We start from the raw sequence: 22671 nt of genomic DNA, 5'->3' as shown, positions 1-22671 counted from the left end.
GCGCGCGACTCCTCCCCGCCCGACCGCACGACGAGAGGCCCCGACCATCCGGTCGGGGCCTCTCGTCGTGGATGCGGCTAGACGCTGCGGAACGCGATGACCGCGTTGTGCCCGCCGAAGCCGAACGAGTTGCTGATCGCGAGCAGGTCGCCGTCGCCCAGCGACCGGGGCGACGTGACCACGTCGAGCGGGATGTCGGGATCCTGCTCAGTCAGGTTGATCGTCGGGGGAGCGGTGCGCTCAGCCAGCGCCTTCACCGTGAACACGGCCTCGATGGCGCCGGCGCCGCCCAGGAGGTGGCCCGTCGACGCCTTCGTGGCGCTCACGGGGATCCCGTGCACCGCGTCGCCGAACACGCGCTCGAGGGCCTTGTACTCGGCGATGTCGCCGACGGGCGTGCTCGTCGCGTGCACGTTGATGTGCGAGACATCGGAGCGCGAGTAGCCCGCGCCCTCGATGCTCTGGATCATGGCGCGCGCGGCGGCCGTGCCCTCGGGGTCCGGGGCCGTGATGTGGAACGCGTCGCTCGTGACCGCGCCGCCCACGAGCTCGGCGTAGATGCGGGCGCCGCGGGCCTTCGCGTGCTCCTCGGTCTCGAGGACGAGGGCGGCGCCGCCCTCGCCGAGCACGAAGCCGTCGCGCGCGATGTCGTAGGGACGCGACGCGCGCTGGGGGTCGTCGTTCCGCTTGGACAGCGCCTGCATCGCGGCGAACGACGCGATGGGGAGCGGGTGGATGGAGGCCTCGGATCCGCCGGCGACGATGATGTCGGCGCGTCCCGCCTGGAGGTGCTCGTACGCGCTGGCGATGGACTCGGTGCTGGATGCGCAGGCGGAGACGACCGTCTGGATGCCGGCGCGCGCGCCGAGGTCCATGCCGACCGCGGCCGCGGGGCCGTTGGGCATGAGCATCGGGACCGTCATGGGGAGGACCCGACGGGGTCCCTTCTCGCGGAGGGTGTCCCACGCGTCGAGGAGGGTCCACACGCCGCCGATGCCGGTCGCCCAGTCCACGGCGAAGCGCAGGGGGTCCACCTCGGGGGACCCGGCGTCGGCCCACGCCTCACGAGCCGCCGTGAGCGCGAACTGGCTCGACGGGTCGAGGCGCTTGTTCTCGATGCGCTGCATGACCTCGGAGGACGGCACCTTGGCCTGCCCGGCGAAGGTGACGGGGATCTCCCACTTGGCGACCCAGTCCTGCTCGAGCGTGCTGATGCCCGACTCGCCGCGCAGGAGCGCCTGCCAGGTGTCCTCGGCGGTGCCGCCGAGCGGAGACGTCGCGCCGATGCCGGTGACGACGATCTTCTTGGGGGTGGTCATGCGTGGCGTCTCCTCGACGTCGGGAACGGGGGAGGGAGATGGCCGGCCCCGCATGCGGGACCGGCCATGCTCCGCGCGGTCAGGACTGCGCGTTGGTGATGAACGTGACCGCGTCGCCGACGGTCGTGAGGTTCTTGACTTCCTCGTCGGGGATCTTGACGTCGAACTTCTCCTCGGCGTTGACGACGATCGTCATCATCGAGATCGAGTCGATGTCCAGGTCGTCGGTGAACGACTTGTCCATCTCGACGGTGTCGGTGGCGATCCCGGTCTCGTCGTTGACGAGCTCGGCCAGGCCGGCCAGGACTTCTTCGGTGGACAGTGCCATGTGTATCTCCTCGTGGTTCGTGATGACCGGAACAGCTTATGGGGCGGTGGGGCTCAGGGCAGGACGACGACCTGCGCGCCGAAGACGAGTCCCGCGCCGAACCCGATCTGCAGGGCGAGGCCGCCGGACAGCGACGGGTCCTCCTCGAGCAGGCGGTGGGTGGCGAGCGGGATCGACGCGGCGGACGTGTTGCCCGTGGTGGCGATGTCACGCGCGATGGCGACGGACTCGGGGAGGCCGAGCTGCTTCGCGAACTCGTCGACGATGCGCATGTTGGCCTGGTGCGGGATGAAGGCGGCGAGCTGCTCGGGCGCCACGCCCGCGCGGTCGAGGGCCTCCTTGGCGACCTTCACCATCTCCCACACCGCCCAGCGGAAGACCTTCTGGCCGTCCTGGCGGAGCGTCGGCCACGCGGATCCGTCGCGCATGCTCTTCAGGGTGCCGGTCATGCCGACCGCGTCCCAGTTCGAGCCGTCGGATCCCCACACCGTGGGCGAGATGCCGGGGGTGTCGCTCGGGCCGACGATCGCGGCGCCGGCGCCGTCGCCGAGGAGGAACGAGATGGAGCGGTCGGTCGGGTCGACGATGTCGGACAGCTTCTCTGCGCCGACCACGAGGACGTACTCCGCGAGGCCCGACCGGATGAAGGAGTCGGCCTGCGCGATGCCGTACGTGTACCCGGCGCACGCGGCCGAGATGTCGTAGGCGGGCGCCGGGTTCGCGCCGATGCGGTCGGCGAGGAGCGCGGCCATCGACGGCGTCTGCACGGTGTTGCTCACGGTCGAGACGAGGACGATGCCGATCTGCTCCGGCTTGATGCCCGCCTTCGCGATGGCCTCGAGAGACGCGGTGGTCGCGAGGTCGACCGCGTCGACGTCGGCGCCCGCGCGCTTGCGCGTGATGATGCCGGTGCGCTGGCGGATCCACTCGTCGGAAGAGTCGATCGGGCCGACGAGGTCGTCATTCGGCACGTCGAGCTCGCCGCGGGCGGCGCCGAGGCCCCAGATGCGGGTGAAGCGCTCGACCACGGGCGCGGTCTGGATGGTGGGGCGGGGCTGGTCGGTCATGGGTGCCTGTTCGGTGTCGGTGAGGCGGGATCAGGCGTGCGCGTCGAGCATGTCGATCGCCGCCGGGAGGTCGTCGGGCGTGGAGAGCGCGAGCGTCGGGAGGCCCTTGAGGCCGCGCTTGGCGAGGCCGGTGAGCGCACCGGCGGGCGCGACCTCGATGAGGCCGGTGACGCCCGCGGCGGCGAAGGCGTCCATGCAGAGGTCCCAGCGCACCGGGCTCGCGACCTGCCCGACGATGAGGTCGAGGTACGCGGCGCCGGACTCGACGCGGCTCCCGTCGCGGTTGGTCCAGACCGGGAAGCGGGGGTCGCGGGGCGCGAGCGGCGCGACCGCGGCGCGCAGGGCGTCGACCGCGGGAGCCATGTGGTGCGTGTGGAAGGCGCCGGCGACCTGGAGGGGGATGACGCGCGTGCCGCGGAGGGGCTCGGCCTGCAGGGCGGCGAGCGCGTCGGGAGCGCCGGCGACGACGATCTGGCCGCCGCCGTTGAAGTTGGCGGGCTCGAGGTCGAGCTCGGCGAGCCGCGCGAGGACGGCGTCCTGGTCGCCGCCGACGACCGCGCTCATGCCGGTGCGGGTGATCGTGGCCGCCTCGGCCATCGCGTCTCCGCGGGTGCGCACGACGCGCATCGCCTCGTCGTCGGTGAGGATGCCGGCGCCCGCCGCCGCGGTGATCTCGCCGACCGAGTGGCCCGCGATGCCGGCGACGTACGCGTCACGGCCGTCGGCGAGGAGCGCGTGCAGGGCGACGATGCCCGCCGCGACGATGAGGGGCTGCGCGACGGCGGTGTCGCGGATGGTGTCGGCGTCGGACGTGGTGCCGTGGGTGACGAGATCCAGTCCCGCCGCGTCGCCCAGCTCGCCCAGGCGTCGCGCGTGCTCGGGGTGCTCGTGCCAGGGGGAGAGGAAGCCGGGCTTCTGGGAGCCCTGACCCGGGCAGACGACGATGATCATCCGTCCATCCTCCCGCCCGCCGGGAGGCGCGTCGGAGTCGGCGTCCTACAGAGGATCCGCCAGGACATTGTGACGATGCCACGACGCGCGCGGATCACCGTGCGGCCTGGCGCTTCGGCCGGGCGCGACCGGACCCCTGCTGCTTGGGGACCGTGGTGCCGGCCTCCGCGATGCTGCCGATGATGAGCGCGGCCTGGAGGATGAGCGCCTCGCGGGCGCCCGTCGCGTCCCAGCCGATGACGTCGGAGACGCGCTTCAGCCGGTAGCGCACGGTGTTGGGGTGCACGAACAGCTCCCGCGCGGTCGCCTCGAGGGACCGGCCGGTGTCGAGGTAGCACCACAGCGTCGCGAGCAGCTCGGTCGAGTGCGCCTGGAGCGGCTTGTAGATGCGGTTGATGAGGGTGGACCGCGCGAGCGGATCGCCGGCGAGGGCGCGCTCCGGCAGCAGGTCGTCGGCGAGCGTCGGGCGCGGCGCGTTCCGCCACGACCGGGCGACGGCGAAGCCGGCGAGGGCCGCCCGCGCACTACGCGACGCCTCCACCAGGCTCGGCACCTCATGGCCGAGGACGAGGTGGCCCGCCCCGAACCCGGGCTCGAGTTGCGTCGCGATCTCGAGGAAGGACACGGGAGGCGTCTCCGCCGCGGCGTCCGCCGGGTCGACCACGGCGGGGGACGCGCGTCCGATGACGAGGACCAGGCGGCTGCCCTGGACGCCGATGAGGACGTCCGCCTCGAGGTGCCGGGCCGTGCGGCGCAGCTGGTCGACGTCGAGCACCGCCGGCGCCGTGCCGACGAGCACGGAGACCTCGCCGTGACCGTGCCACCCGAGCGCGGCGATCCGCGACGGCAGCTCGTCGTCGTACTCGCCCGACAGGATGCTGTCGACGACGAGCGCCTCGAGCCGCGCGTCCCAGAGGCCTCGGGCCTCCGCCGCACGCGCGTAGACGTCGGCCGCGGCGAACGCGATCTCCCGCGAGTACAGCAGGATCGCGTCGCGCACCGTGCGGTGCCGGTCGCGGACCCGGTCCTCGACGACCTCCACCGTGACCCGGATCAGCTGCAGCGTCTGCTGCAGGCTCACCGAGCGGAGGAGCTCGCGGGGCGCCGCGCCGAACACGTCGGCCGCGATCCACGGCGTGGAGTCGGGATCGTCGTACCAGTGGATGAAGGACGTGATGCCAGCCTGCGCGACCAGCCCGACGGCGGACCGCCGCCCCGGCGGCATCTCGCCGTACCAGGGCAGCGTGTCCTCCAGCCGCTTGAGCGTCGCGCTCGCGAGCTCGCCCGACAGGGAGCGGAGCCACGTCAGCGTCTCCGCCTTCGTCTCCCCAGTCTCCACGTCGGTATCGTGCCGGTCGCTCGGTGTCACGTCAGGTCGGCGCAGCTCACGCCTCGCCGCCCGCCGATCCGGTCGTGCCGGCGTTCACGTCGAGCAGGCGGTACTTGTCGATCGCCCACTTCGGCGCGTCCTGGTCGACCTTGCCCTGCTTGGCCAGGCGCTGCAGCGTCTTCACGACCATCGACGGCCCGTCGATCGCGAAGAAGCGGCGAGCCGCCGGACGCGTGTCCGAGAAGCCGAAGCCGTCGGCGCCGAGCGTCGAGTAGTCGCCGGGGACGAACTGCCGGATCTGGTCGGGCACCGCGTGCGAGAAGTCGGTGACCGCGACGAACGGGCCCTCGGCGGGGCGCAGCTTCTCCTCCAGGTAGGGGACCCGGGTCTCGGAGTGCGGGTGGAGCATGTTGTGCTCCTCCGCGGCCAGGCCGTCGCGGCGCAGCTCGCCCCACGAGGTGACGGACCAGACGTCGGCGGAGACGCCCCAGTCGTCGGCGAGCAGCTGCTGGGCCTCGAGGGCCCACGGGACCGCGACGCCGGACGCCATGAGCTGCGCCTTCGGTCCGTCGATCCAGCCGTCCTTGAGCTTGTAGACGCCGCGGACGATGCCGTCCACGTCCATGCCCTCGGGCTCGCTCGGGTGGATGATCGGCGCGTTGTAGACCGTCAGGTAGTACATGACGTTCGGGTCCTCGTGCTCCCCGCCGTACATGCGCTCGAGGCCGGACCGCACGATGTGGCCGATCTCGTAGGCGTACGCCGGGTCGTAGGACACGATCGCGGGGTTCGTCTGCGAGAGGACGAGCGAGTGCCCGTCGGCGTGCTGGAGGCCCTCGCCCGTGAGCGTGGTGCGTCCGGCCGTCGCGCCGATGAGGAAGCCGCGCGCCATCTGGTCGCCCGCCGCCCAGATCGCGTCGCCCGTGCGCTGGAACCCGAACATCGAGTAGAAGACGTAGATCGGGATGAGGGGCTCGCCCTGCGTCGAGTACGTGGTGCCGAGGTTGGTGAACGCCGCCAGGGCGCCCGCCTCGTTGATGCCCACGTGCACGATCTGGCCCTGCGGGCTCTCCTTGTAGGAGAGCAGCAGCTCACGGTCGACCGACGTGTAGTGCTGGCCGTTCGGGTTGTAGATCTTCGCCGTCGGGAAGAAGGCGTCGATGCCGAACGTGCGGGCCTCGTCCGGGATGATCGGGACGACGCGGTTGCCGAAGTCCTTCGAGCGGATCAGGTCCTTCAGGAGCCGCACGAACGCCATGGTGGTGGCGATCTCCTGGGTGCCGGAGCCCTTCTTGGAGATGCGGTACGCGGAGTCGTCCGGGAGCGTGATCGCGGTGTGCGACGTACGGCGCTCGGGCGAGTACCCGCCGAGCGCACGACGACGCTCCTGCATGTACTGGATCGCCTCGTCGTCCTGGCCCGGGTGGTAGTACGGCGGCAGGTACGGGTCCTCCTCGAGCTGGGCGTCCGTGATCGGCACGCGCATCTCGTCGCGGAACTGCTTGAGGTTGTCGAGCGTGAGCTTCTTCATCTGGTGGGTCGCGTTGCGGCCCTCGAAGCTCGGGCCGAGGCCGTAGCCCTTGACGGTCTTCGCGAGGATGACCGTGGGCTGGCCCGTGTGCTCGCTGGCCGCCTTGAAGGCCGCGTAGACCTTGCGGTAGTCGTGGCCGCCGCGCTTGAGGTTCCAGATCTGGTCGTCGGTGTAGCCCTCGACGAGCTTCGCGGTGCGCTCGTCGCGCCCGAAGAAGTTCTCGCGGATGTAGGCGCCGCTCTCGGCCTTGTAGGTCTGGTAGTCGCCGTCGGGCGTGCGGTTCATGAGGTCGAGGAGCGCGCCCTCGGTGTCGCGGGCGAGCAGGTCGTCCCACTCGCGGCCCCAGACGACCTTGATGACGTTCCATCCGGCGCCGCGGAAGAAGCTCTCGAGCTCCTGGATGATCTTGCCGTTGCCGCGGACGGGCCCGTCGAGGCGCTGCAGGTTGCAGTTGATGACGAAGTTGAGGTTGTCGAGCTTCTCGTTCGCCGCCACCTGGAGCTGGCCGCGGCTCTCGACCTCGTCCATCTCGCCGTCGCCGAGGAACGCCCAGACCTGCTGGTCGGACGCGTCCTTGATGCCGCGGTTGGTGAGGTACTTGTTCGCCTGCGCCTGGTAGATCGCGTTGATCGGGCCGAGGCCCATCGAGACCGTGGGGAACTGCCAGAACTCCGGCATGAGGCGCGGGTGCGGGTAGGAAGAGAGGCCGCCGCCGGCGTGGCTCTTCTCTTGGCGGAAGCCGTCGAGCTGGTGCTCGCTCAGGCGTCCCTCGAGGAACGCGCGGGCGTAGGTGCCGGGGGAGGCGTGGCCCTGCACGAAGACCTGGTCGCCGCCGCCCGGGTGGTCCTGGCCGCGGAAGAAGTGGTTGTAGCCGACCTCGTAGAGCGCGGCCGATGAGGCGTACGTGGCGATGTGCCCGCCCACCGCGATGCCGGGGCGCTGGGCGCGGTGCACCGTGACGGCCGCGTTCCAGCGGATCCACGCGCGGTAGCGGCGCTCGAGGTCCTCGTCACCGGGGAAGTCGGGCTCATTCTCCGGGGCGATGGTGTTGATGTAGTCCGTGGTCGGGACCATCGGCACACCGAGATGCAGCTCCTTGGAGCGCTTGAGGAGGCTGAGCATGACGTCGCGCGCGCGACCCCGGCCCTGCGTCTCCACGAGCCCGTCGAGCGACTCGTTCCATTCGGCGGTCTCTTCCGGATCCGGGTCGGTGTGGTTCACCGAGTACGGATCCTGGTCGTTGACAGTCACCCTCGACCTCTTCCTGTGGTGTGCAGACATCGTCTTCGGTGCCACGGGGCTCGAAGGGTGCGAGACCGCGCGTACGCCGAGGGCCAGCCTACCCATGCCGACCGACGCTCCCCGACGACGTGCGGCGCGCGCCGCGGGAGGGCGCCCGCGCCCCCGGAGCTGGACATCGCGGATCCCCGGCGTAAGCTCGACCCTCGTGCCAGACAGGGGACATCTGCCGGCACGGAAGGATCCGCACCCCATGGCCCTGGCCAACGACACACAGGCTCCCGACTTCGAGCTCGCCAACCAGTTCGGCGAGCGCGTCCGGTTGAGCGAGTACCGCGGACACCGCGCGGTGGCCCTCGTCTTCTTCCCCCTCGCCTTCTCCGGCACCTGCACGGGCGAGATGTGCCAGCTCGAGGAGAACCTCGGCCTCTTCGCCGACAGCCGCGTGGAGCTCATCGGCATCAGCGTCGACAGCAAGCACACGTTGCGCGCATGGGCGCAGCAGCAGGGCATCGACTTCCAGCTCCTCGCCGACTTCTGGCCCCACGGCCAGGTCGCCAAGGAGTACGGCGTGTTCCTCGAGGAGAAGGGCTTCGCGAACCGCGCGACCTTCCTCATCGACACGCGCGGCATCATCCGAGGCAGCTTCATCACCGCACCCGGCGAGGCGCGCGAGCTCGAGGCGTACCGCACCGCGATCCGCGACCTGGCGCTCGTCCCGGCCTGATCGGTCTCCCTCGACCCCTCAGCTGAGGATGTTGACGGCGCGGGCGATCACCAGAGCGAGGATCACGAACCCGGCGAACGCCTCGAGCGCCATGAGCGCCTTGGCGCGGTGGGAGAGCGGCATGACGTCGGTGGGGCTGTAGGCCATCGAGTTCGTGAGCGAGAAGTACGCGTAGTCCACGAATCCCGGCACCCAGTCCGCGTGCTCCGACGACCGGCGGGCCACCTCCGACACGGCGTCGGCGTCCTCGTCCTGCGGGAAGCGGAAGTCGGCGGGGGCGAGGGACGCGCGGGCGTGGGTCCGACGCGCCACCGGACCGCCGCGGTCCAGCTCCCAGAAGACGAGCGCGAAGGCCAGCACGTTGGTGCCCCACACCTGCAGGGCCGTGAGCAGCAGCTCCGGTCCCGCTTCCGAGGCGTCGACCAGCGCGATCACCAGGACGACGAGGCTCACCTGGTTGGCGACCACGAGGAGGCCGCCGAGCGCGAGGCCGAGCCCGCGGGACCACGGCGTCTCGCGCACGAAGCGGCGGGGGTTCAGCGCGACCAGCGGCACGAGCAGGGCCCCGGCGATCGCCACCACCGCGACGCGGACGCCGGACGGGACGGCGGTGGGCGCGATCCCGTAGAGGGCGACGGCGACGAGGAGGCCGACGGCGGCGGGCCAGCGCGGCTCGGCGACCGTCCGGCGGGAGGGGTGGATGGGCACGGGGGAGAGGCTACGGCCAGCGCCCGCGGGGCGGCCGGGACGCGCCGACGCGATCGGCTAGCATGGCCGGACGTCCGGCGGACGGGCGTCGCGGGCCTTTAGCTCAGTTGGTAGAGCGCCACGTTTACACCGTGGATGTCGTCGGTTCGAGCCCGGCAGGGCCCACCCCCGCACCCGCGTCGTCCGCGTGGACCTCCCTCGCGGGATCAGGCGAGGGTCCCCAGGCCCCGCACCCGCGTCGTCCGCGTGGACCTCCCTCGCGGGATCAGGCGAGGGTCCCCAGGCCCCGCACGAGCAGGTCCACCCCGAAGGCGAAGTCCCGGGCCGGATCCTCGTCGCCCGCGTCCTCGGGCAGCAGCCCGAGCCGGTCGAGCTGGACGCGCTGCTGCTCGTGCGCCACGTGGCCGAGCACGAAGTGCAGGACCGCCGACGCCGCCCGGGCGCAGTCGGCCCCGCCGAACCCGCCGGTGGCGACGGCCGCGGACAGCATGTCGCGCGCCGCCGTCGCGCCGAGCCTCATCGCCGTCGTGCTGGCCACGACCTCGGCGCCGTCGCGATGGGCGAGGAGCGCCGAGCGGAGCCCCGTCGCGGCGTGACGGACCCGCTCGCGCCAGTCGTCGCCCGGCCCGTCCGTCGCGGTGGTCGCCGCCTCGGCGACGATGCGGTCGGCCAGTTCCGCGAGGAGGCTCTGCTTGTCCGGGAAGTGCCAGTAGAGGGCGCTCGGCTGGACGTCGAGGGCTGCCCCGAGGCGGCGCATCGTGAAGTCCGGGAGGCCGTGCTCGTCGAGGATCCGCAAGGCCGTGCGGGCCACGTCGTCACGGCTGTGCCGCCCCGCCGCCTGCGCCCGTGCCATGCCGCCACTATAGTGAACGCCGTTCAGGTGAACATCGTTCAGGTCCTCGACGGCCGCATCGAGCAGAAGGAAGCCCATGACCCCGACCCGCTCCCTGCCCCTCATCGCCGACCGCCGAGCGCGGCTCGACGCCACCGACCTCGCGCGGGTCGCCGTGCTCGCCGCGGTCGTCGCGGTGCTCGGGCTCCCGGGCGGCATCAGCGTCTTCGGCGGCGTGCCGATCACGGCGCAGACGCTCGGCGTGATGCTGGCGGGCGCCGTCCTCGGAGCGCGTCTCGGGGCCATCGCCCTCGCCGTCCTCCTCGCGCTCGTCGCGGTGGGACTGCCGCTGCTCGCCGGCGGGACCGGCGGCCTGGGCGTCTTCCTCGGCCCCACCGCCGGCTACCTCGTCGGCTGGATCCTGGGGGCGGCCGTCGTCGGGCTCATCGTCCACCTGGGCGGCCGGCGGCCCACGGCCGGGCGCACCGCCGTGGCCATGGTCGTCGGGGGCATCGCCGTGATCTACGCGGTGGGGATCCCCGTCCAGAGCCTCGTCACGCGCCTGCCCCTCGCCGAGACCGTGGCCGCCAGCCTCGTCTTCCTCCCGGGTGACATCGTCAAGGCGGCCATCGCCACCGGCGTCGTGATGACGCTGGTCCGCGGCTACCCGCGGGCCTTCCGCCGTGCGTCCGGCTGGACGACGGGACAGCGGGACACCGGCGCGGCGACCCTCCGGTGATCCCGACGGACGGGATCGGCCCCGCGGCCCTGCACCTCGCGGGGGTCGGCGTCCGCCTCGGCGACGTCGAGGCGCTCCGCGACGTCACGCTCGACGTGGATGCGCGCACGGTCGCCGTCATCGGCGAGAACGGCTCGGGCAAGAGCACGTTCGCCCGGCTCGTCGGGGGCCTGGTCGAGCGCACGTCGGGGGAGCTGCGCGTGCTGGGCATCGACCCGGGACGCGGATCCCGCGAGCTGCGGCGCCGCGTCGCCCTCGTGTTCAGCAACCCGGACGCCCAGATCGTCATGCCCACCGTCGCCGAGGACGTCGCGTTCTCCCTGCGGCCCGAGCGCCTTCCGCGCGCCGAGTCGGACGACCGCGTCGCCGAGGCCCTCCGACGGCTCGGCATCACGCACCTCGCCGACCGCTCGTCGCACGAGCTGTCGGGCGGACAGAAGCAGCTGCTCGCCCTGGCGGGGGCCTTCGTCCGGCGCCCCGAGCTCGTGATCGCCGACGAGCCGACGGCGTACCTCGACGCCCGGAACGCCGGCCGGGTCGCGGACCACCTCTTCGAGCCCGGCCACCGGCTCGTGCTCGTCACCCACGACCTCGCCGCGGCGGCCCGGTGCGACGCCGCCGTCCTGTTCGCCGGCGGCCGGCTGATCCGCACGGGCGCGCCCGCCGCCGTCATCGCCGAGTACGAGGCGATGCTCCGGTGACGCCGACCGGGCCGCGACGTCCCGGCCGCCTCGAGCGCATGCCCGCCGGTCCCGAGCTGATCGCGCTCATGGTCGTCGTGCTCGGCGTCTCCCTGCTGCCGTCGACCTGGTGGGGGGCGGGCACCGCGGTCGCCGTCGCGGTCGTCGCCTTCGCCGTCGCGCAGCTCGGCGACGGCCTCCTCGGCATGCGCCGCCTCGCCGGCCAGGTGCGCGCCGTGCGCTGGCTGATGCTGTTCACGCTCGTCAGCCAGCTCGTCCTGCTCGGACCCGAGCCCGCCGTGGCGAACACGGCGCGCGTCACGTCGGCGATCGCCATCGCCGGCCTGCTCGTCCTCACGACCTCCATGACCGAGCTCCTCGGGGGCATCGAGCGCGGCCTCGGCCCGCTGCGGAGGCTCGGCGTCGACACGGAGAGGATCTCGCTGCTCCTCACCGTGACCGCCGGCACCGTCCCGGTCCTCGCGCGCCTGGCCAGCGAGGTCCGCGAGGCGCAGCGCGCGCGGGGCGCGCGTCCGGGCCTGCGGACGTTCGTCGTCCCCTTCCTCGTCCTCTCCCTCAAGCACGCGGACCAGCTGGGCGACGCGCTCACCGCCCGCGGGGTCAGGTGACGGGAGACAGCCCGCCGCATCGGGATGTCCGCGGGCCGTGCGGGCCGCGTCGCCGCGGGCGTGTCGCGGTAGCATCCCCCCATGAGCTCCGACACGGCCGATGGCGCCGCCGCGTGGTCGGTCGTCGACGCCGCGACGCACGGCTCCAGCACCCACCGCGGATCCGCCCAGCGGAGCCTCTGGCCGCTCGAACCGCTCGTGCCGTCGCCGGACGCCGCGCACGAGGTGCCGCCGGACGCCGACCGCCCCCGCCGCGGCGCGCGCCGGGGCTGACCGGCGCACGGCCGAGGACGGGCCGCGGTCGCCCCTTCGTTACGATGGGCACGTGATCCCCACCCTCGCCGACGTCGTCCGGGTCGTCGAGGACGCCTGGCCGCCCGCCGGCGCGTCCGACTGGGACGCCTCCGGGCTCGTCTCGGGGGATCCGCGTCGGCGGGTCCGCCGCATCCACATGGCCGTCGACGCGGTCCGCGCGACGGTCGACGAGGCGGTCGCCGCCGACGCCGATCTGCTGCTGGTACACCACCCGCTGCTGCTGCGCGGCGTGACCACCATCGCCGAGACCGGCTACAAGGGCGCGCTCCTCGCCGACCTCGTCCGCGCCGACTGCGCCCTGCACGCCTCGCACACCACCGCCGACGTCGTCGAGGAGGGCACGTCGGGCCGGCTCGCGGCGCTCCTCGGCCTGGTGCCCGAGACCGTCCGGCCGCTCGATCCGGCCGAGGGCGGGGTGCGCGGCATCGGCCGCGTCGGCGACCTGCCCGCCCCGACGACGCTTGGCCGCCTCGCCGGCGAGCTGGCCCGGATCCTGCCGCCCACGGCCACCGGGATCCGCGTCGCGGGCCCCGACGACGCGCCCGTCACCCGCGTGGCCCTCTGCGGGGGTGCGGGGGACTCGCTGCTCTCCGCGCCCGAGGTGGTCGGCGCGGACGTCTACATCACCTCCGACCTCCGCCACCACCCGGCGAGCGAGGCCCGCGAGTCCGCGGCCCTCCGCGGCGGCACGCCGTACCTCATCGACACCTCCCACTGGGCGAGCGAGTGGCTGTGGCTCGACCAGGCCGCCGGCACGCTGCGCGCGGCGCTGCCCGACGTGGAGGTCACCGTCAGCGACATCCGCACCGACCCCTGGGACTTCGCCGTCACGCAGTGACCGGCCGCCGCGCGGACGGTCCCGCGCATCCACGACGCACGCATCGCGCGCACGCCGCACACCGGCGGAGCCGCACCACGAGAGGGAGAGCATGAAAGCCGATCCGAGCATCCAGAAGGAGCTCCTCGACCTGCAGGAGATCGACACCCGGCTCACGCATCTCACGCGCCAGCTCGCGCAGCTCCCGCAGCTGAAGGAGATCGACGCGCTGCAGCGGGAGATGGAGGTCGTCCGACGCCGCCTCGGCGAGCGGACCGGCGTCGTGGAGGACGCCCAGACCGAGCTCGCGCGCATCGAGTCCGACGTGGCCGTCGTGCAGGCGCGCATGGACCGCGACCGCACCCGCATCGAGGCCGGCGGCAGCTCGAAGGACGTCCAGGCGCTGGAGCGCGAGCTCGAGTCGCTGCTGCGTCGCCGCGACACCCTCGAGGAGGTCGAGCTCGAGGTGATGCAGCGGCTCGAGGAGGCCCAGGCGGCGCAGGCCGAGGTGGTCGTGGAGCGCGACGCCCTGGCGGAGCGGCTCGCCGCGGTCGAGGCCGAGCGCGACGCCGCGGCCGTGGAGCTGCGGGTCCAGGCCGAGCAGGCGAGGAAGGACCGGGACGCCCTGGCACCGCGGTTCCCCGAGGACCTCCTCGCGCTCTACGAGAAGCAGCGCGCGCGGTACGGCGTCGGCGCCGCGATGCTGCACCGCGGCATCTCCCTGGGGAGCAACATCGCCCTGAACCAGAGCGACCTCGACGCCCTGCGGAAGCGGGCCCCCGACGACGTGGTCATCGATCCCGAGAGCAACGCCATCCTCGTGCGGACGGACGAGTCCGGCCTCTAGCGGGAGCTCCGCCCGCACGCTGCCCTAGACTCGTCCCCGCGGAGGGGTCGGCAAGACGGTCGCGCCGCGGAGGATCCCGAGAGGGGGAGACCGCGTCGAGGAACGTCCGGGCTCCACAGAGCAGGGCGGTGGGTAACACCCACCCGGGGTGACCCGCGAGACAGTGCAACAGAGAGCAGACCGCCCGTCGCGGAAGCGGCGGGTGAGGGTGAAACGGCGGTGTAAGAGACCACCAGCGGCCCGAGTGATCGGGTCGGCTATGCAAACCTCGCCCGGAGCAAGGTCGAACAGGGGACGCACAGGCTGCTCGTCCAGTCCCCGGGTAGACCGCTGGAGGGCTGCGGTGACGCAGCTCCGAGATAGATGGCCGTCCATGGTGCCGCGAGGCACCGGGACAGAACCCGGCGTATCAGCCGGCCCATCCGCCCCCACGCCGAAGCGGCCGGATCCCCTCGGGGGGTCCGGCCGCTTCGTAGTGCGGTGCTGTGGCGCTCAGTCCTCGGGCTTCGTCTTGTCGACGAGGTCGGCCGCGGGCGCGTGCGTGCTCGCGCCGACCGCGTGCGCGGCCAGTGCCGCGGCGCCCATGATGCCCGCGTTGTTCCGCAGCTCCGCGGGCACGATCGGGGTGCGCAGTCGCAGCAGCGGCAGGAAGTGCTTGTGGTTCTTGGACACCCCGCCGCCGACGATGAAGAGCTCCGGCCACATCAGCTTCTCGAGCTGGCCGTAGTAGACCTGCAGCCGCGCGGCCCAGCGCTTCCAGTTGAGGTGGGCGCGCTCCTTGGCCGCGTACGACGCACGGCGCTCGAAGTCGCGACGGCCCGCGACGTCCATGTGGCCGAGCTCGGCGTTCGGGATCAGGACGCCGTCGTGGATGAGGGCCGTGCCGATCCCCGTGCCGAGCGTGGTCATGATGACGAGGCCGCGCACGTCCTTGGCCGCGCCGTAGCGGGCCTCCGCGTAGCCGGCCGCATCCGCGTCGTTGACGAACGTGATCTCGAGGCCCAGGCGCTCCTCGAACAGCTTCTCCGCCTCGAGGCCGATCCAGCTGGGGGAGACGTTGGCGGCCGACATGGTCGTCCCGTGGACGATGGCGGCGGGGAAGCACACGCCGAGGGGCGTGCCCGCGGGGACCTCGCCGAGCGCGTCGATGATCTGCTTCACGGTCGCGACGATGTCGTCCGGCTCGCCGCCCTGGGGCGTCGGCAGCTTGACGCGCTCGCTGCGCAGCTCGCCGGTCGCGACGTCCACGATGGCGCCCTTGATGCCGGTCCCGCCGATGTCGATGCCGATTGCGGTCGTCGCGTCGTCGCTCATGGGACCGACCCTACCGGCTCGCTCGACCCCGGCCGCTCGCCGCACGCGTCGCGGACGGGCCTAGCATCGGCAGCATGAGCGACAGCGACGAGCAGTACTGGTACGACGACCGCACGGGCGAGGTGGAGAAGGGGATGCTGTCCCCGGCCGCGCACCGGATCGGGCCATTCGCCACGGCGGAGGAGGCGGCGAAGGCGCCGCAGCGGCTGCGCGAGCGCGCGGAGCAGTGGGCCGCGGAGGACCGCGACGATGACTGATCCCGCGCGTCAGTCGGAGTAGCTCTCCGCCTCGGCCGGGAACGTGCCGCCGACGACGTCGTCGCGGTAGCGCGTCGCCGCGTCGAGGAGCACCTGGCGCATGTCGGCGTAGCGCCGGACGAAGCGCGGCACGCGGCCGCTCGTGAGGCCCGCGAAGTCGGTCCAGACGAGGATCTGCCCGTCCGTGCCGTTCCCGGCGCCGATGCCGATGGTGGGGATGCGCAGCTCCTCGCTGACGCGCCGCGCGATCCCCTGGGGCACCATCTCGAGCACCACGGCGAACGCTCCCGCGTCCTGGACCGCGAGCGCGTCCGCGAGCAGCGCCTCGGCGGCGCCCCCGCGTCCCTGGATGATGTGGCCGCCCAGGCCGTGCTCGCTCTGCGGCGTGAAGCCGATGTGGCCCATCACCGGGATCCCGGAGGAGACGACGCGGCGGATCTGCTCGGCGCTGCGCACCCCGCCCTCGAGCTTCACGGCGTGGGCGCGCGCCTCCTTCATGAACCGCACGGAGGTCGCCAGCGCCTGGTCGGCGCCGGACTCGTAGGACCCGAACGGGAGGTCCGCGACCACGAGGGCCCGCTGGGCGGAGCCGGCCACGGCGCGCGCGAGCGGGATCAGCTCGTCGACCGTCACCGGCACGGTCGTGTCGTAGCCGAGGACCGTGTTGCCGGCGGAGTCGCCGACGAGCAGGAAGTCGATGCCGGCCTCGTCGAAGATGCCGGCCGTGAGCATGTCGTAGCTCGTGAGGCCCGTGATCCTGAGGCCCTGCTCCTTGGCCCGGGCGAAGTGCCGGATGCGCACCCGCTTCGGCGGCCCGGTGGGCTCCGTCGGGAGTCGGGCGGGTTCGGGCGGGGTGACGGCAGCGTCGGGGCTCTGCATGCCTCGGAGTCTACGGCGGGCCCCGCGCGCGCTCGGCCCGACCCCTGGTCAGCCGGTAGGTTGGACACCGACGAGAGGGTGGTGGATGGACAAGCAGCGTGACTTCGTCCTGCGGACGATCGAGGAGCGCGGGATCAAGTTCGTGCGCCTGTGGTTCACCGACGTGACCGGCACCCTGAAGTCGGTGGCGATCGCCCCGGCGGAGGTCGAGGGCGCGTTCGCGGAGGGCCTCGGGTTCGACGGCTCGGCCATCGAGGGCCTCACCCGCTCGTACGAGGCCGACATGCTGGCCCACCCGGATCCGACGACGTTCCAGATCCTCCCGTGGCGCGGCGAGATCGACCCCACCGCGCGCATGTTCTGCGACATCTCGACGCCCGACGGGCAGCCGGCGATCGCGGATCCCCGCAACGTCCTCAAGCGCACGCTGGAGAAGGCGGCCGACCGCGGCTTCACCTTCTACACGCACCCCGAGATCGAGTTCTACCTCCTCAAGTCGAGCGAGTTCGGGGTCGACGGCCCCGAGCCCGTGGACGCGGCCGGCTACTTCGACAACGTCCCCGGCGGCACGGCGCACGACTTCCGCCGCCGCTCGGTGCGCATGCTCGAGGACCTCGGCATCTCCGTCGAGTTCAGCCACCACGAGGCGGGCCCCGGCCAGAACGAGATCGACCTCCGCTACGCGGACGCGCTCACCACGGCCGACAACATCATGACGTTCCGCACGGTCATCAAGGAGGTGGCCATCGAGCAGGGCGTCTACGCGACGTTCATGCCGAAGCCCCTCGCGGCGCACCCCGGCAGCGGGATGCACACGCACATGTCGCTCTTCGAGGGCGACGTCAACGCGTTCTACGCGTCGGGCGCCGAGTACCAGCTCTCCACCATCGGCCGGCAGTTCATCGCCGGGCTGCTCAAGCACGCTCCCGAGATCACGGCGGTGACGAACCAGTTCGTGAACTCGTACAAGCGGCTCTGGGGCGGCGGCGAGGCGCCCAGCTTCGTCACGTGGGGGCACAACAACCGGTCCGCGCTCGTGCGCGTGCCGCTGTACAAGCCGAACAAGGGCAACAGCTCCCGCGTCGAGTACCGCGCCATCGACTCGGCGGCGAACCCGTACCTCTCCTTCTCCCTCATGCTCGCCGCGGGCCTCACGGGCATCGAGGAGGGCTACGAGCTCCCGGCGGAGGCCGAGGACAACGTGTGGACGCTGAGCGACGCCGAGCGTCGCGCCCTCGGGTACGCGCCGCTGCCGTCGAGCCTCGACCACGCCGTGCAGATCATGGAGCGCTCCGAGCTCGTCGCCGAGACGCTGGGCGAGCAGGTGTTCAACTACGTGCTGCTCAACAAGCGGCAGGAGTGGCGCGACTACCGCGCCCAGGTGACGCCGTACGAGCTGCGCTCCAACCTCGAGATGCTCTGAGCCGGATCCCCGGAGGGCGCATCACCACCGACATCCGACGACGAGGCCGGAGCGAGCCATGAGACGTGGGCAGACGCTGCTCGGCGCGTTGGCGCGCGCGGGCTTCGCGCGGCTGAGCGAGGTCGGCGAGGCCCTCGAGGAGGCGGCGGCGCTGTCCGGGTGGGCGGAGGCCGACCTGGTGGACGCGCTGCACTCGAGCGCGGACCCGGACGGCGCCCTCGACGCGCTGGTCCGGCTGCTCCGCGCGGATCCCGAGCGCACGCGCGCCGTGCTCGCCGACCCCGACGCGCGCCACCGGCTGGCGCGGGTGCTCGGGTCCTCAGGCGGTCTCGCCGAGTTCCTCGCACGCCACACCGTCGAGCTCGACGGCTTCGCCCGTCCGCTGGAGGGCGCGCCGGCACCGGCCGACGTCGGCGCGCGACTGCTCGACGCGGTGCGCGCGGTCGACGGCGTGGCGCGGATCACCGGCCCGGACGCCCGGACGGCCCTGCGGGTCCGCTATCGCGCCCTCGTCGCGCGCGTCGCCGCGTGGGACCTCGTGCACCCGGATCCGCTCGCGGCCGTGCGCCCCGTCACCGCCGCCCTCGCCGATCTGGCGGGCGCGGCCCTCGAGGCGTCGCTCGCCGTCGCGCGCGCGGAGCTGTCCGTCCCCGGGACGTTCGGTCGCGCGCGACCCGAGGAGATCGCCGCGACGCGCCTCGCCGTCATCGGCATGGGCAAGGCCGGCGCCCGCGAGCTCAACTACGTCAGCGACGTCGACGTCATCTTCGTGGCCGAGGCCGCGACCGACGCGTCCGGCGAACCGGTCATCGAGCCGTCGCGGGCGGTCGAGCTCGCGACGCGCCTCGCCGTGCTGACCATGCGCGGCATCGACGAGCACGAGATCGAGCCGGCCCTCTGGGAGGTCGACGCCAACCTCCGGCCCGAGGGGAAGGCCGGCGCGCTCGTCCGCACGCTCGACTCCCACCTCGCGTACTACGAGCGGTGGGCGAAGGACTGGGAGTTCCAGGCCCTGCTCAAGGCCCGTCCGCTCGCGGGCGACGCCGAGCTGGGACAGCGGTACGCCGACGCCGTCGCGCCGCTCATCTGGTCGAGCGCCTCCCGCGAGGGCTTCGTCGGGCAGGTCCAGCGCATGCGCACGCGGGTCACCGACAACATCCCCGCCGAGCAGCTGCACCAGCAGATCAAGCTCGGGCCGGGCGGGATCCGCGACATCGAGTTCACGGTGCAGCTCCTCCAGCTGGTGCACGGGCAGGGCGACGAGGCCGTCCGGGACCGCAGCACGCTGGCCGCGCTCGTGGCCCTCGCCGACGCGGGGTACATCGGCCGCACGGAGGCCGGCGAGTTCGCGAAGGACTACCGGTACCTCCGGCTCCTCGAGCACCGGCTGCAGCTGGATCAGCTCCGGCGCACGCACCTGATGCCCACCGACGAGGAGCGGTTGCGCATCCTCGCGCGCAGCACCGGTCTGGACGGCCGCGCGGAGGAGCTCACAGCGCGCTGGACCGCCACGAAGACCGCCGTCCGGACGCTGCACGAGCGGCTGTTCTACCGCCCGCTCCTCGCGGCGGTGGCCTCGCTCCCCGAGGAGTCGCTGGCGCTCACCAGCGATCAGGCGGCCGCGCGCCTCTCCGCCATCGGCTTCGTCGACGCGCGCGGTGCGCTCGCCCACATCCGCGCGCTCACGCAGGGGGTCTCGCGCAGCTCGGCCATCCAGCGCCACCTGCTCCCCGTGCTCCTGCAGTGGTTCGCCGACGGCCCGGATCCCGACCACGGCCTGCTCGCGTTCCGCCGGCTCAGCGAGGCGCTGGGGGAGTCGAACTGGTTCCTGCGGATGCTCCGGGACTCGGCCGGGGCCGCGCAGCGCCTCGCCCAGGTGCTCTCGGGATCCCGCTTCGTCTCGAAGCTGCTCGACCGCGTCCCCGAGACGGCCGCGTGGCTCGCCCGCGACGAGGACCTGCGACCCCGGACCTGGGCGGCCCTCGAGGAGGAGGCCGTCGCCACCGTGAACCGGCACCCCACGGCCGACGCCGCGGCGGCCGCGCTGCGCACACTCCGCCGCCGCGAGATCCTGCGCCTCGCCATCGGCGCGATCGTGGGGGTCACGCACGTCGAGACGCTCGGGCCGTCCCTGGCCGACATCACCACGGCGACCCTCCGCGGGGTGATGCGCGCCATCCGCCGCGAGGACGGCCCCTGGCCCGAGTTCGCCGTGGTCGCCATGGGACGCTACGGCGGCGCCGAGCTCGGCTTCGGCTCCGACGCGGACGTCATGTACGTGTTCCGCCCCATAGCGGGCATGGATCCCGAGCTCGCCCAGCGGCGCGCCCAGGTCATCGTCTCCGAGCTCACGGGCCTGACGGAGGACTCGCGCCTCCCGCTGGACCTCGACACGGGCCTGCGCCCCGAAGGGCGGAACGGGCCCGTCGCGCGGTCGTTCGCCTCCTACCGCGCGTACTACGAGCGGTGGTCACTGACCTGGGAGGCGCAGGCACTGCTCCGCGCACGGGGCGTCGTCGGCGACAGCGGGCTCATCGCGGACTTCACGGGGCTGGCCGACCGCATCCGCTACCCGGACGCCATCGGCGACGCGGAGGTGCGCGAGATCAAGCGCATCAAGGCGCGCGTGGAGAACGAGCGTCTCCCGCAGGGAGCGGATCCCACCCGCCACCTGAAGCTCGGGCGCGGGTCGCTCAGCGACGTGGAATGGCTGGTCCAGCTGATCCAGCTCCAGCACGCGCATGCGCACCCCACCCTGCGGACGCCGACCACGCTCGGCGCGCTCGACGCCGCCGTGGGGTCGGGCCTCGTGGCCGATGGCGACGCCGCCCGCCTCCGCGACGCCTGGCTCCTCGCGTCCCGTGTCCGCTCCGCCATGACGCTCTGGACCAACCGCACGGCGGACGTCCTGCCGGCCGACCGCGCCGCGCTCGACGCCATCGCCCGGCTCCTCGAGTACCCGCCCGGCTCGGCGTCGGTGCTCGAGGAGGAGTACCTCGGCGTCACCCGCCGCGCCCGCACGGTGTTCGAGCGGCTCTTCTACGGCCTCGACGACCAGCCGCATCCGCGCGGCGCCTGACGCCGGTCCATCCGGCAGCGCCGACGACGACGGGCCGCCCTCCCGGAGGAGGACGGCCCGTGCGTCACGCACCCGGTGCGGGTGCCCGTGGGATCAGACGCCGTAGTACAGCTCGAACTCGAACGGGTGCGGGCGCTGCGCGAGGGGCTTGATCTCCATCTCGCGCTTGTACTCGATCCACGTCTCGATGAGGTCCGGCGTGAACACGTTGCCCGCGGTGAGGAACTCGTGGTCGGCCTCGAGCGCCTCCAGGGCGGCACCGAGCGACGCGGGGACCTGCGGGATGTTCTTCGCCTCCTCGGGCGGGAGCTCGTAGAGGTCCTTGTCGACCGGCTCGTGCGGCTCGATGCGGTTCTTGATGCCGTCGATGCCGGCCATCAGCTGCGCCGCGAACGCGAGGTACGGGTTGCTCGACGCGTCGGGCGCGCGGAACTCGATGCGCTTGGCCTTCGGGTTCGTGCCCGTGATCGGGATGCGGATCGACGCCGAGCGGTTGCCCGCCGAGTAGACGAGGTTGACGGGCGCCTCGAAGCCGGGGACGAGGCGGTGGTACGAGTTCACCGTCGGGTTCGTGAAGGCGAGGATCGCCGGCGCGTGCTTGAGGATGCCGCCGATGTACCAGCGCGCCACGTCCGACAGGCCGCCGTAGCCGGCCTCGTCGTAGAACAGCGGCTTGCCGTCGTTCCAGAGCGACTGGTGCGTGTGCATGCCCGAGCCGTTGTCGCCGAAGAGCGGCTTCGGCATGAACGTGGCGGTCTTGCCCCACTGCTCGGCCGTGTTCTTGACGATGTACTTGAACTTCAGGATGTCGTCCGCCGCGTGCACCATCGTGTCGAAGCGGTAGTTGATCTCGGCCTGGCCGCCCGTTCCCACCTCGTGGTGCGCGCGCTCGAGGATGAGGCCCGCGTCGATCAGCTTGAGGCTGATGTCGTCGCGGAGGTCGGCCTGCTTGTCGACGGGGCTGACGGGGAAGTAGCCCCCCTTGTACGGCGTCTTGTTGCCGAGGTTGCCGCCCTCCTCCTCGCGCCCCGAGTTCCAGGCGCCCTCCTCGGAGTCGACCGAGTAGAAGCTCGTGTGCTGGTTCACCTCGTAGCGGACGTCGTCGAAGATGTAGAACTCGGCCTCGGGCGCGAAGAACGCGGTGTCCGCGATGCCGGACGCGGCGAGGAACTTCTCCGCCTTCTTCGCCACCTGGCGCGGGTCGCGGGCGTAGATCTCGCCGTTGCGGGGGTTGTAGATGTCGAACACCATGATGAGGGTCCGCTCGATGCGGAACGGGTCGATGTACGCCGTCGTCACGTCGGGGATGAGCTGCATGTCCGACTCGTGGATGCTCGCGAAGCCGCGGATGGACGAGCCGTCGAACAGCTGGCCGACGGAGAAGAACTCCTCGTCGACGGTGGATGCGGGGATGTTGAAGTGCTGCTGCACCCCGGGCAGGTCGGTGAACCGGATATCGAGGAACTTGACGTCGGTGTCCTTGATGAACGCGAGCACCTCGGATGAGTCTCTGAACATGTGGTGTCTCCAAAAGGGGGCCGGAGCGGATGAGACTGACGGTTTCAGCCTCTCCGACCCTAGGGGGAAGGGGTTACCTCGCCATAACCGCCGTGTTTCCGCGATGTTACGCAGGCTGTCCCGGGCGCGTCGGCAACTGCTC

At 72.5% G+C, this 22671-nt stretch carries 21 protein-coding genes, 1 tRNA gene and 1 other RNA gene; 12 read left to right on the top strand and 11 right to left on the bottom strand.

What is annotated here, in order from left to right; genetic code table 11:
• Positions 1 to 77: 77 nt before the first annotated feature.
• The 6 genes from B5P21_RS09015 to aceE all read right to left on the bottom strand — a co-directional run bounded on the left by B5P21_RS09015 (position 78) and on the right by aceE (position 7777).
• Positions 78 to 1319 carry a beta-ketoacyl-[acyl-carrier-protein] synthase family protein gene (locus tag B5P21_RS09015; RefSeq protein WP_045527925.1) on the bottom strand — a complete coding sequence of 414 codons (1242 nt, stop codon included), beginning with the start codon at positions 1317 to 1319 and terminating at the stop codon, positions 78 to 80.
• A gap of 79 nt (positions 1320 to 1398) precedes the next feature.
• Entirely contained in the window at positions 1399 to 1647 is a 249-nt protein-coding gene (locus B5P21_RS09010; protein WP_045527926.1) for an acyl carrier protein, read from the bottom strand.
• 53 nt (positions 1648 to 1700) lie between these two features.
• Positions 1701 to 2714, bottom strand: coding sequence for a beta-ketoacyl-ACP synthase III (locus B5P21_RS09005; protein WP_045527928.1), 1014 nt, complete (start codon positions 2712 to 2714; stop codon positions 1701 to 1703).
• Between the two features lie 30 nt (positions 2715 to 2744).
• Positions 2745 to 3665 (bottom strand): ACP S-malonyltransferase, encoded by a 921-nt coding sequence (locus tag B5P21_RS09000; protein ID WP_045527930.1) that lies wholly within the window; start codon positions 3663 to 3665, stop codon positions 2745 to 2747.
• Between the two features lie 94 nt (positions 3666 to 3759).
• Positions 3760 to 5034, bottom strand: coding sequence for a PucR family transcriptional regulator (locus tag B5P21_RS08995; protein WP_045527932.1), 1275 nt, complete (start codon positions 5032 to 5034; stop codon positions 3760 to 3762).
• 16 nt (positions 5035 to 5050) lie between these two features.
• The gene (gene aceE / locus B5P21_RS08990) at positions 5051 to 7777 is read right to left on the bottom strand and encodes a pyruvate dehydrogenase (acetyl-transferring), homodimeric type (protein WP_094171045.1); all 2727 of its coding nucleotides are present in this window, start codon (positions 7775 to 7777) and stop codon (positions 5051 to 5053) included.
• Positions 7778 to 8018: 241 nt separating this feature from the next.
• Between aceE and B5P21_RS08985 the strand changes: the two genes are divergently transcribed.
• Positions 8019 to 8492 carry a peroxiredoxin gene (locus B5P21_RS08985; protein WP_012038310.1) on the top strand — a complete coding sequence of 158 codons (474 nt, stop codon included), beginning with the start codon at positions 8019 to 8021 and terminating at the stop codon, positions 8490 to 8492.
• Between the two features lie 18 nt (positions 8493 to 8510).
• On the opposite strand, the gene B5P21_RS08980 is transcribed toward B5P21_RS08985, so the two are convergent.
• Positions 8511 to 9200, bottom strand: a complete 690-nt coding sequence (locus tag B5P21_RS08980) for a hypothetical protein (RefSeq protein WP_045527937.1) — start codon at positions 9198 to 9200, stop codon at positions 8511 to 8513.
• A gap of 92 nt (positions 9201 to 9292) precedes the next feature.
• On the opposite strand from B5P21_RS08980, the gene B5P21_RS08975 reads away from it, so the two are divergent.
• Positions 9293 to 9365, top strand: a tRNA-Val gene (locus B5P21_RS08975).
• Positions 9366 to 9465: 100 nt separating this feature from the next.
• Here B5P21_RS08975 and B5P21_RS08970 read toward each other — a convergent pair.
• Positions 9466 to 10053: a TetR/AcrR family transcriptional regulator C-terminal domain-containing protein gene (locus B5P21_RS08970; RefSeq protein WP_045527939.1), complete on the bottom strand. Its 588-nt coding sequence runs from the start codon at positions 10051 to 10053 to the stop codon at positions 9466 to 9468.
• A 76-nt stretch (positions 10054 to 10129) separates the two neighbouring features.
• Here B5P21_RS08970 and B5P21_RS08965 point away from each other — a divergent pair, with 76 nt between their 5' ends.
• The 7 genes from B5P21_RS08965 to rnpB all read left to right on the top strand — a co-directional run bounded on the left by B5P21_RS08965 (position 10130) and on the right by rnpB (position 14484).
• Positions 10130 to 10771, top strand: coding sequence for a biotin transporter BioY (locus tag B5P21_RS08965; protein WP_045527941.1), 642 nt, complete (start codon positions 10130 to 10132; stop codon positions 10769 to 10771).
• Entirely contained in the window at positions 10768 to 11472 is a 705-nt protein-coding gene (locus B5P21_RS08960) for an energy-coupling factor ABC transporter ATP-binding protein (RefSeq protein ID WP_045527943.1), read from the top strand. Before B5P21_RS08965 ends, B5P21_RS08960 begins: the two co-directional genes overlap by 4 nt.
• Positions 11469 to 12080 carry an energy-coupling factor transporter transmembrane component T family protein gene (locus B5P21_RS08955; protein WP_045527945.1) on the top strand — a complete coding sequence of 204 codons (612 nt, stop codon included), beginning with the start codon at positions 11469 to 11471 and terminating at the stop codon, positions 12078 to 12080. Before B5P21_RS08960 ends, B5P21_RS08955 begins: the two co-directional genes overlap by 4 nt.
• A gap of 81 nt (positions 12081 to 12161) precedes the next feature.
• Positions 12162 to 12353: a hypothetical protein gene (locus tag B5P21_RS08950; protein ID WP_045527947.1), complete on the top strand. Its 192-nt coding sequence runs from the start codon at positions 12162 to 12164 to the stop codon at positions 12351 to 12353.
• A gap of 52 nt (positions 12354 to 12405) precedes the next feature.
• Positions 12406 to 13233, top strand: a complete 828-nt coding sequence (locus tag B5P21_RS08945; RefSeq protein WP_094171044.1) for a Nif3-like dinuclear metal center hexameric protein — start codon at positions 12406 to 12408, stop codon at positions 13231 to 13233.
• Between the two features lie 91 nt (positions 13234 to 13324).
• A complete protein-coding gene (locus B5P21_RS08940) occupies positions 13325 to 14059 on the top strand; it encodes a zinc ribbon domain-containing protein (RefSeq protein WP_045527950.1) in 735 nt (244 codons plus the stop codon).
• Between the two features lie 43 nt (positions 14060 to 14102).
• Positions 14103 to 14484: RNase P RNA component class A (rnpB, locus tag B5P21_RS08935), an RNA gene on the top strand.
• 67 nt (positions 14485 to 14551) lie between these two features.
• On the opposite strand, the gene ppgK is transcribed toward rnpB, so the two are convergent.
• The gene (gene ppgK / locus B5P21_RS08930; protein ID WP_045527952.1) at positions 14552 to 15373 is read right to left on the bottom strand and encodes a polyphosphate--glucose phosphotransferase; all 822 of its coding nucleotides are present in this window, start codon (positions 15371 to 15373) and stop codon (positions 14552 to 14554) included.
• A 74-nt stretch (positions 15374 to 15447) separates the two neighbouring features.
• Between ppgK and B5P21_RS08925 the strand changes: the two genes are divergently transcribed.
• Complete coding sequence (locus B5P21_RS08925) at positions 15448 to 15630, top strand: hypothetical protein (protein ID WP_045527954.1); 183 nt, start codon at positions 15448 to 15450, stop codon at positions 15628 to 15630.
• 9 nt (positions 15631 to 15639) lie between these two features.
• Here B5P21_RS08925 and panB read toward each other — a convergent pair whose 3' ends face one another.
• Entirely contained in the window at positions 15640 to 16509 is an 870-nt protein-coding gene (gene panB / locus B5P21_RS08920) for a 3-methyl-2-oxobutanoate hydroxymethyltransferase (RefSeq protein ID WP_045527955.1), read from the bottom strand.
• 85 nt (positions 16510 to 16594) lie between these two features.
• Here panB and B5P21_RS08915 point away from each other — a divergent pair, with 85 nt between their 5' ends.
• Both B5P21_RS08915 and B5P21_RS08910 read left to right on the top strand, forming a co-directional pair.
• Positions 16595 to 17932 carry a glutamine synthetase family protein gene (locus B5P21_RS08915; protein ID WP_045527957.1) on the top strand — a complete coding sequence of 446 codons (1338 nt, stop codon included), beginning with the start codon at positions 16595 to 16597 and terminating at the stop codon, positions 17930 to 17932.
• A 58-nt stretch (positions 17933 to 17990) separates the two neighbouring features.
• Positions 17991 to 21011 carry a bifunctional [glutamine synthetase] adenylyltransferase/[glutamine synthetase]-adenylyl-L-tyrosine phosphorylase gene (locus B5P21_RS08910; RefSeq protein ID WP_045527958.1) on the top strand — a complete coding sequence of 1007 codons (3021 nt, stop codon included), beginning with the start codon at positions 17991 to 17993 and terminating at the stop codon, positions 21009 to 21011.
• A gap of 93 nt (positions 21012 to 21104) precedes the next feature.
• On the opposite strand, the gene glnA is transcribed toward B5P21_RS08910, so the two are convergent.
• A complete protein-coding gene (gene glnA / locus B5P21_RS08905) occupies positions 21105 to 22529 on the bottom strand; it encodes a type I glutamate--ammonia ligase (protein WP_012298985.1) in 1425 nt (474 codons plus the stop codon).
• Positions 22530 to 22671: the final 142 nt, after the last annotated feature.

It is taken from the genome of Clavibacter michiganensis subsp. insidiosus, from assembly GCF_002240565.1.
Taxonomy (GTDB): domain Bacteria; phylum Actinomycetota; class Actinomycetes; order Actinomycetales; family Microbacteriaceae; genus Clavibacter; species Clavibacter insidiosus.
Note: the sequence above shows the minus strand (reverse complement) of the source record. Positions and strands in the feature narration are given on the sequence as shown.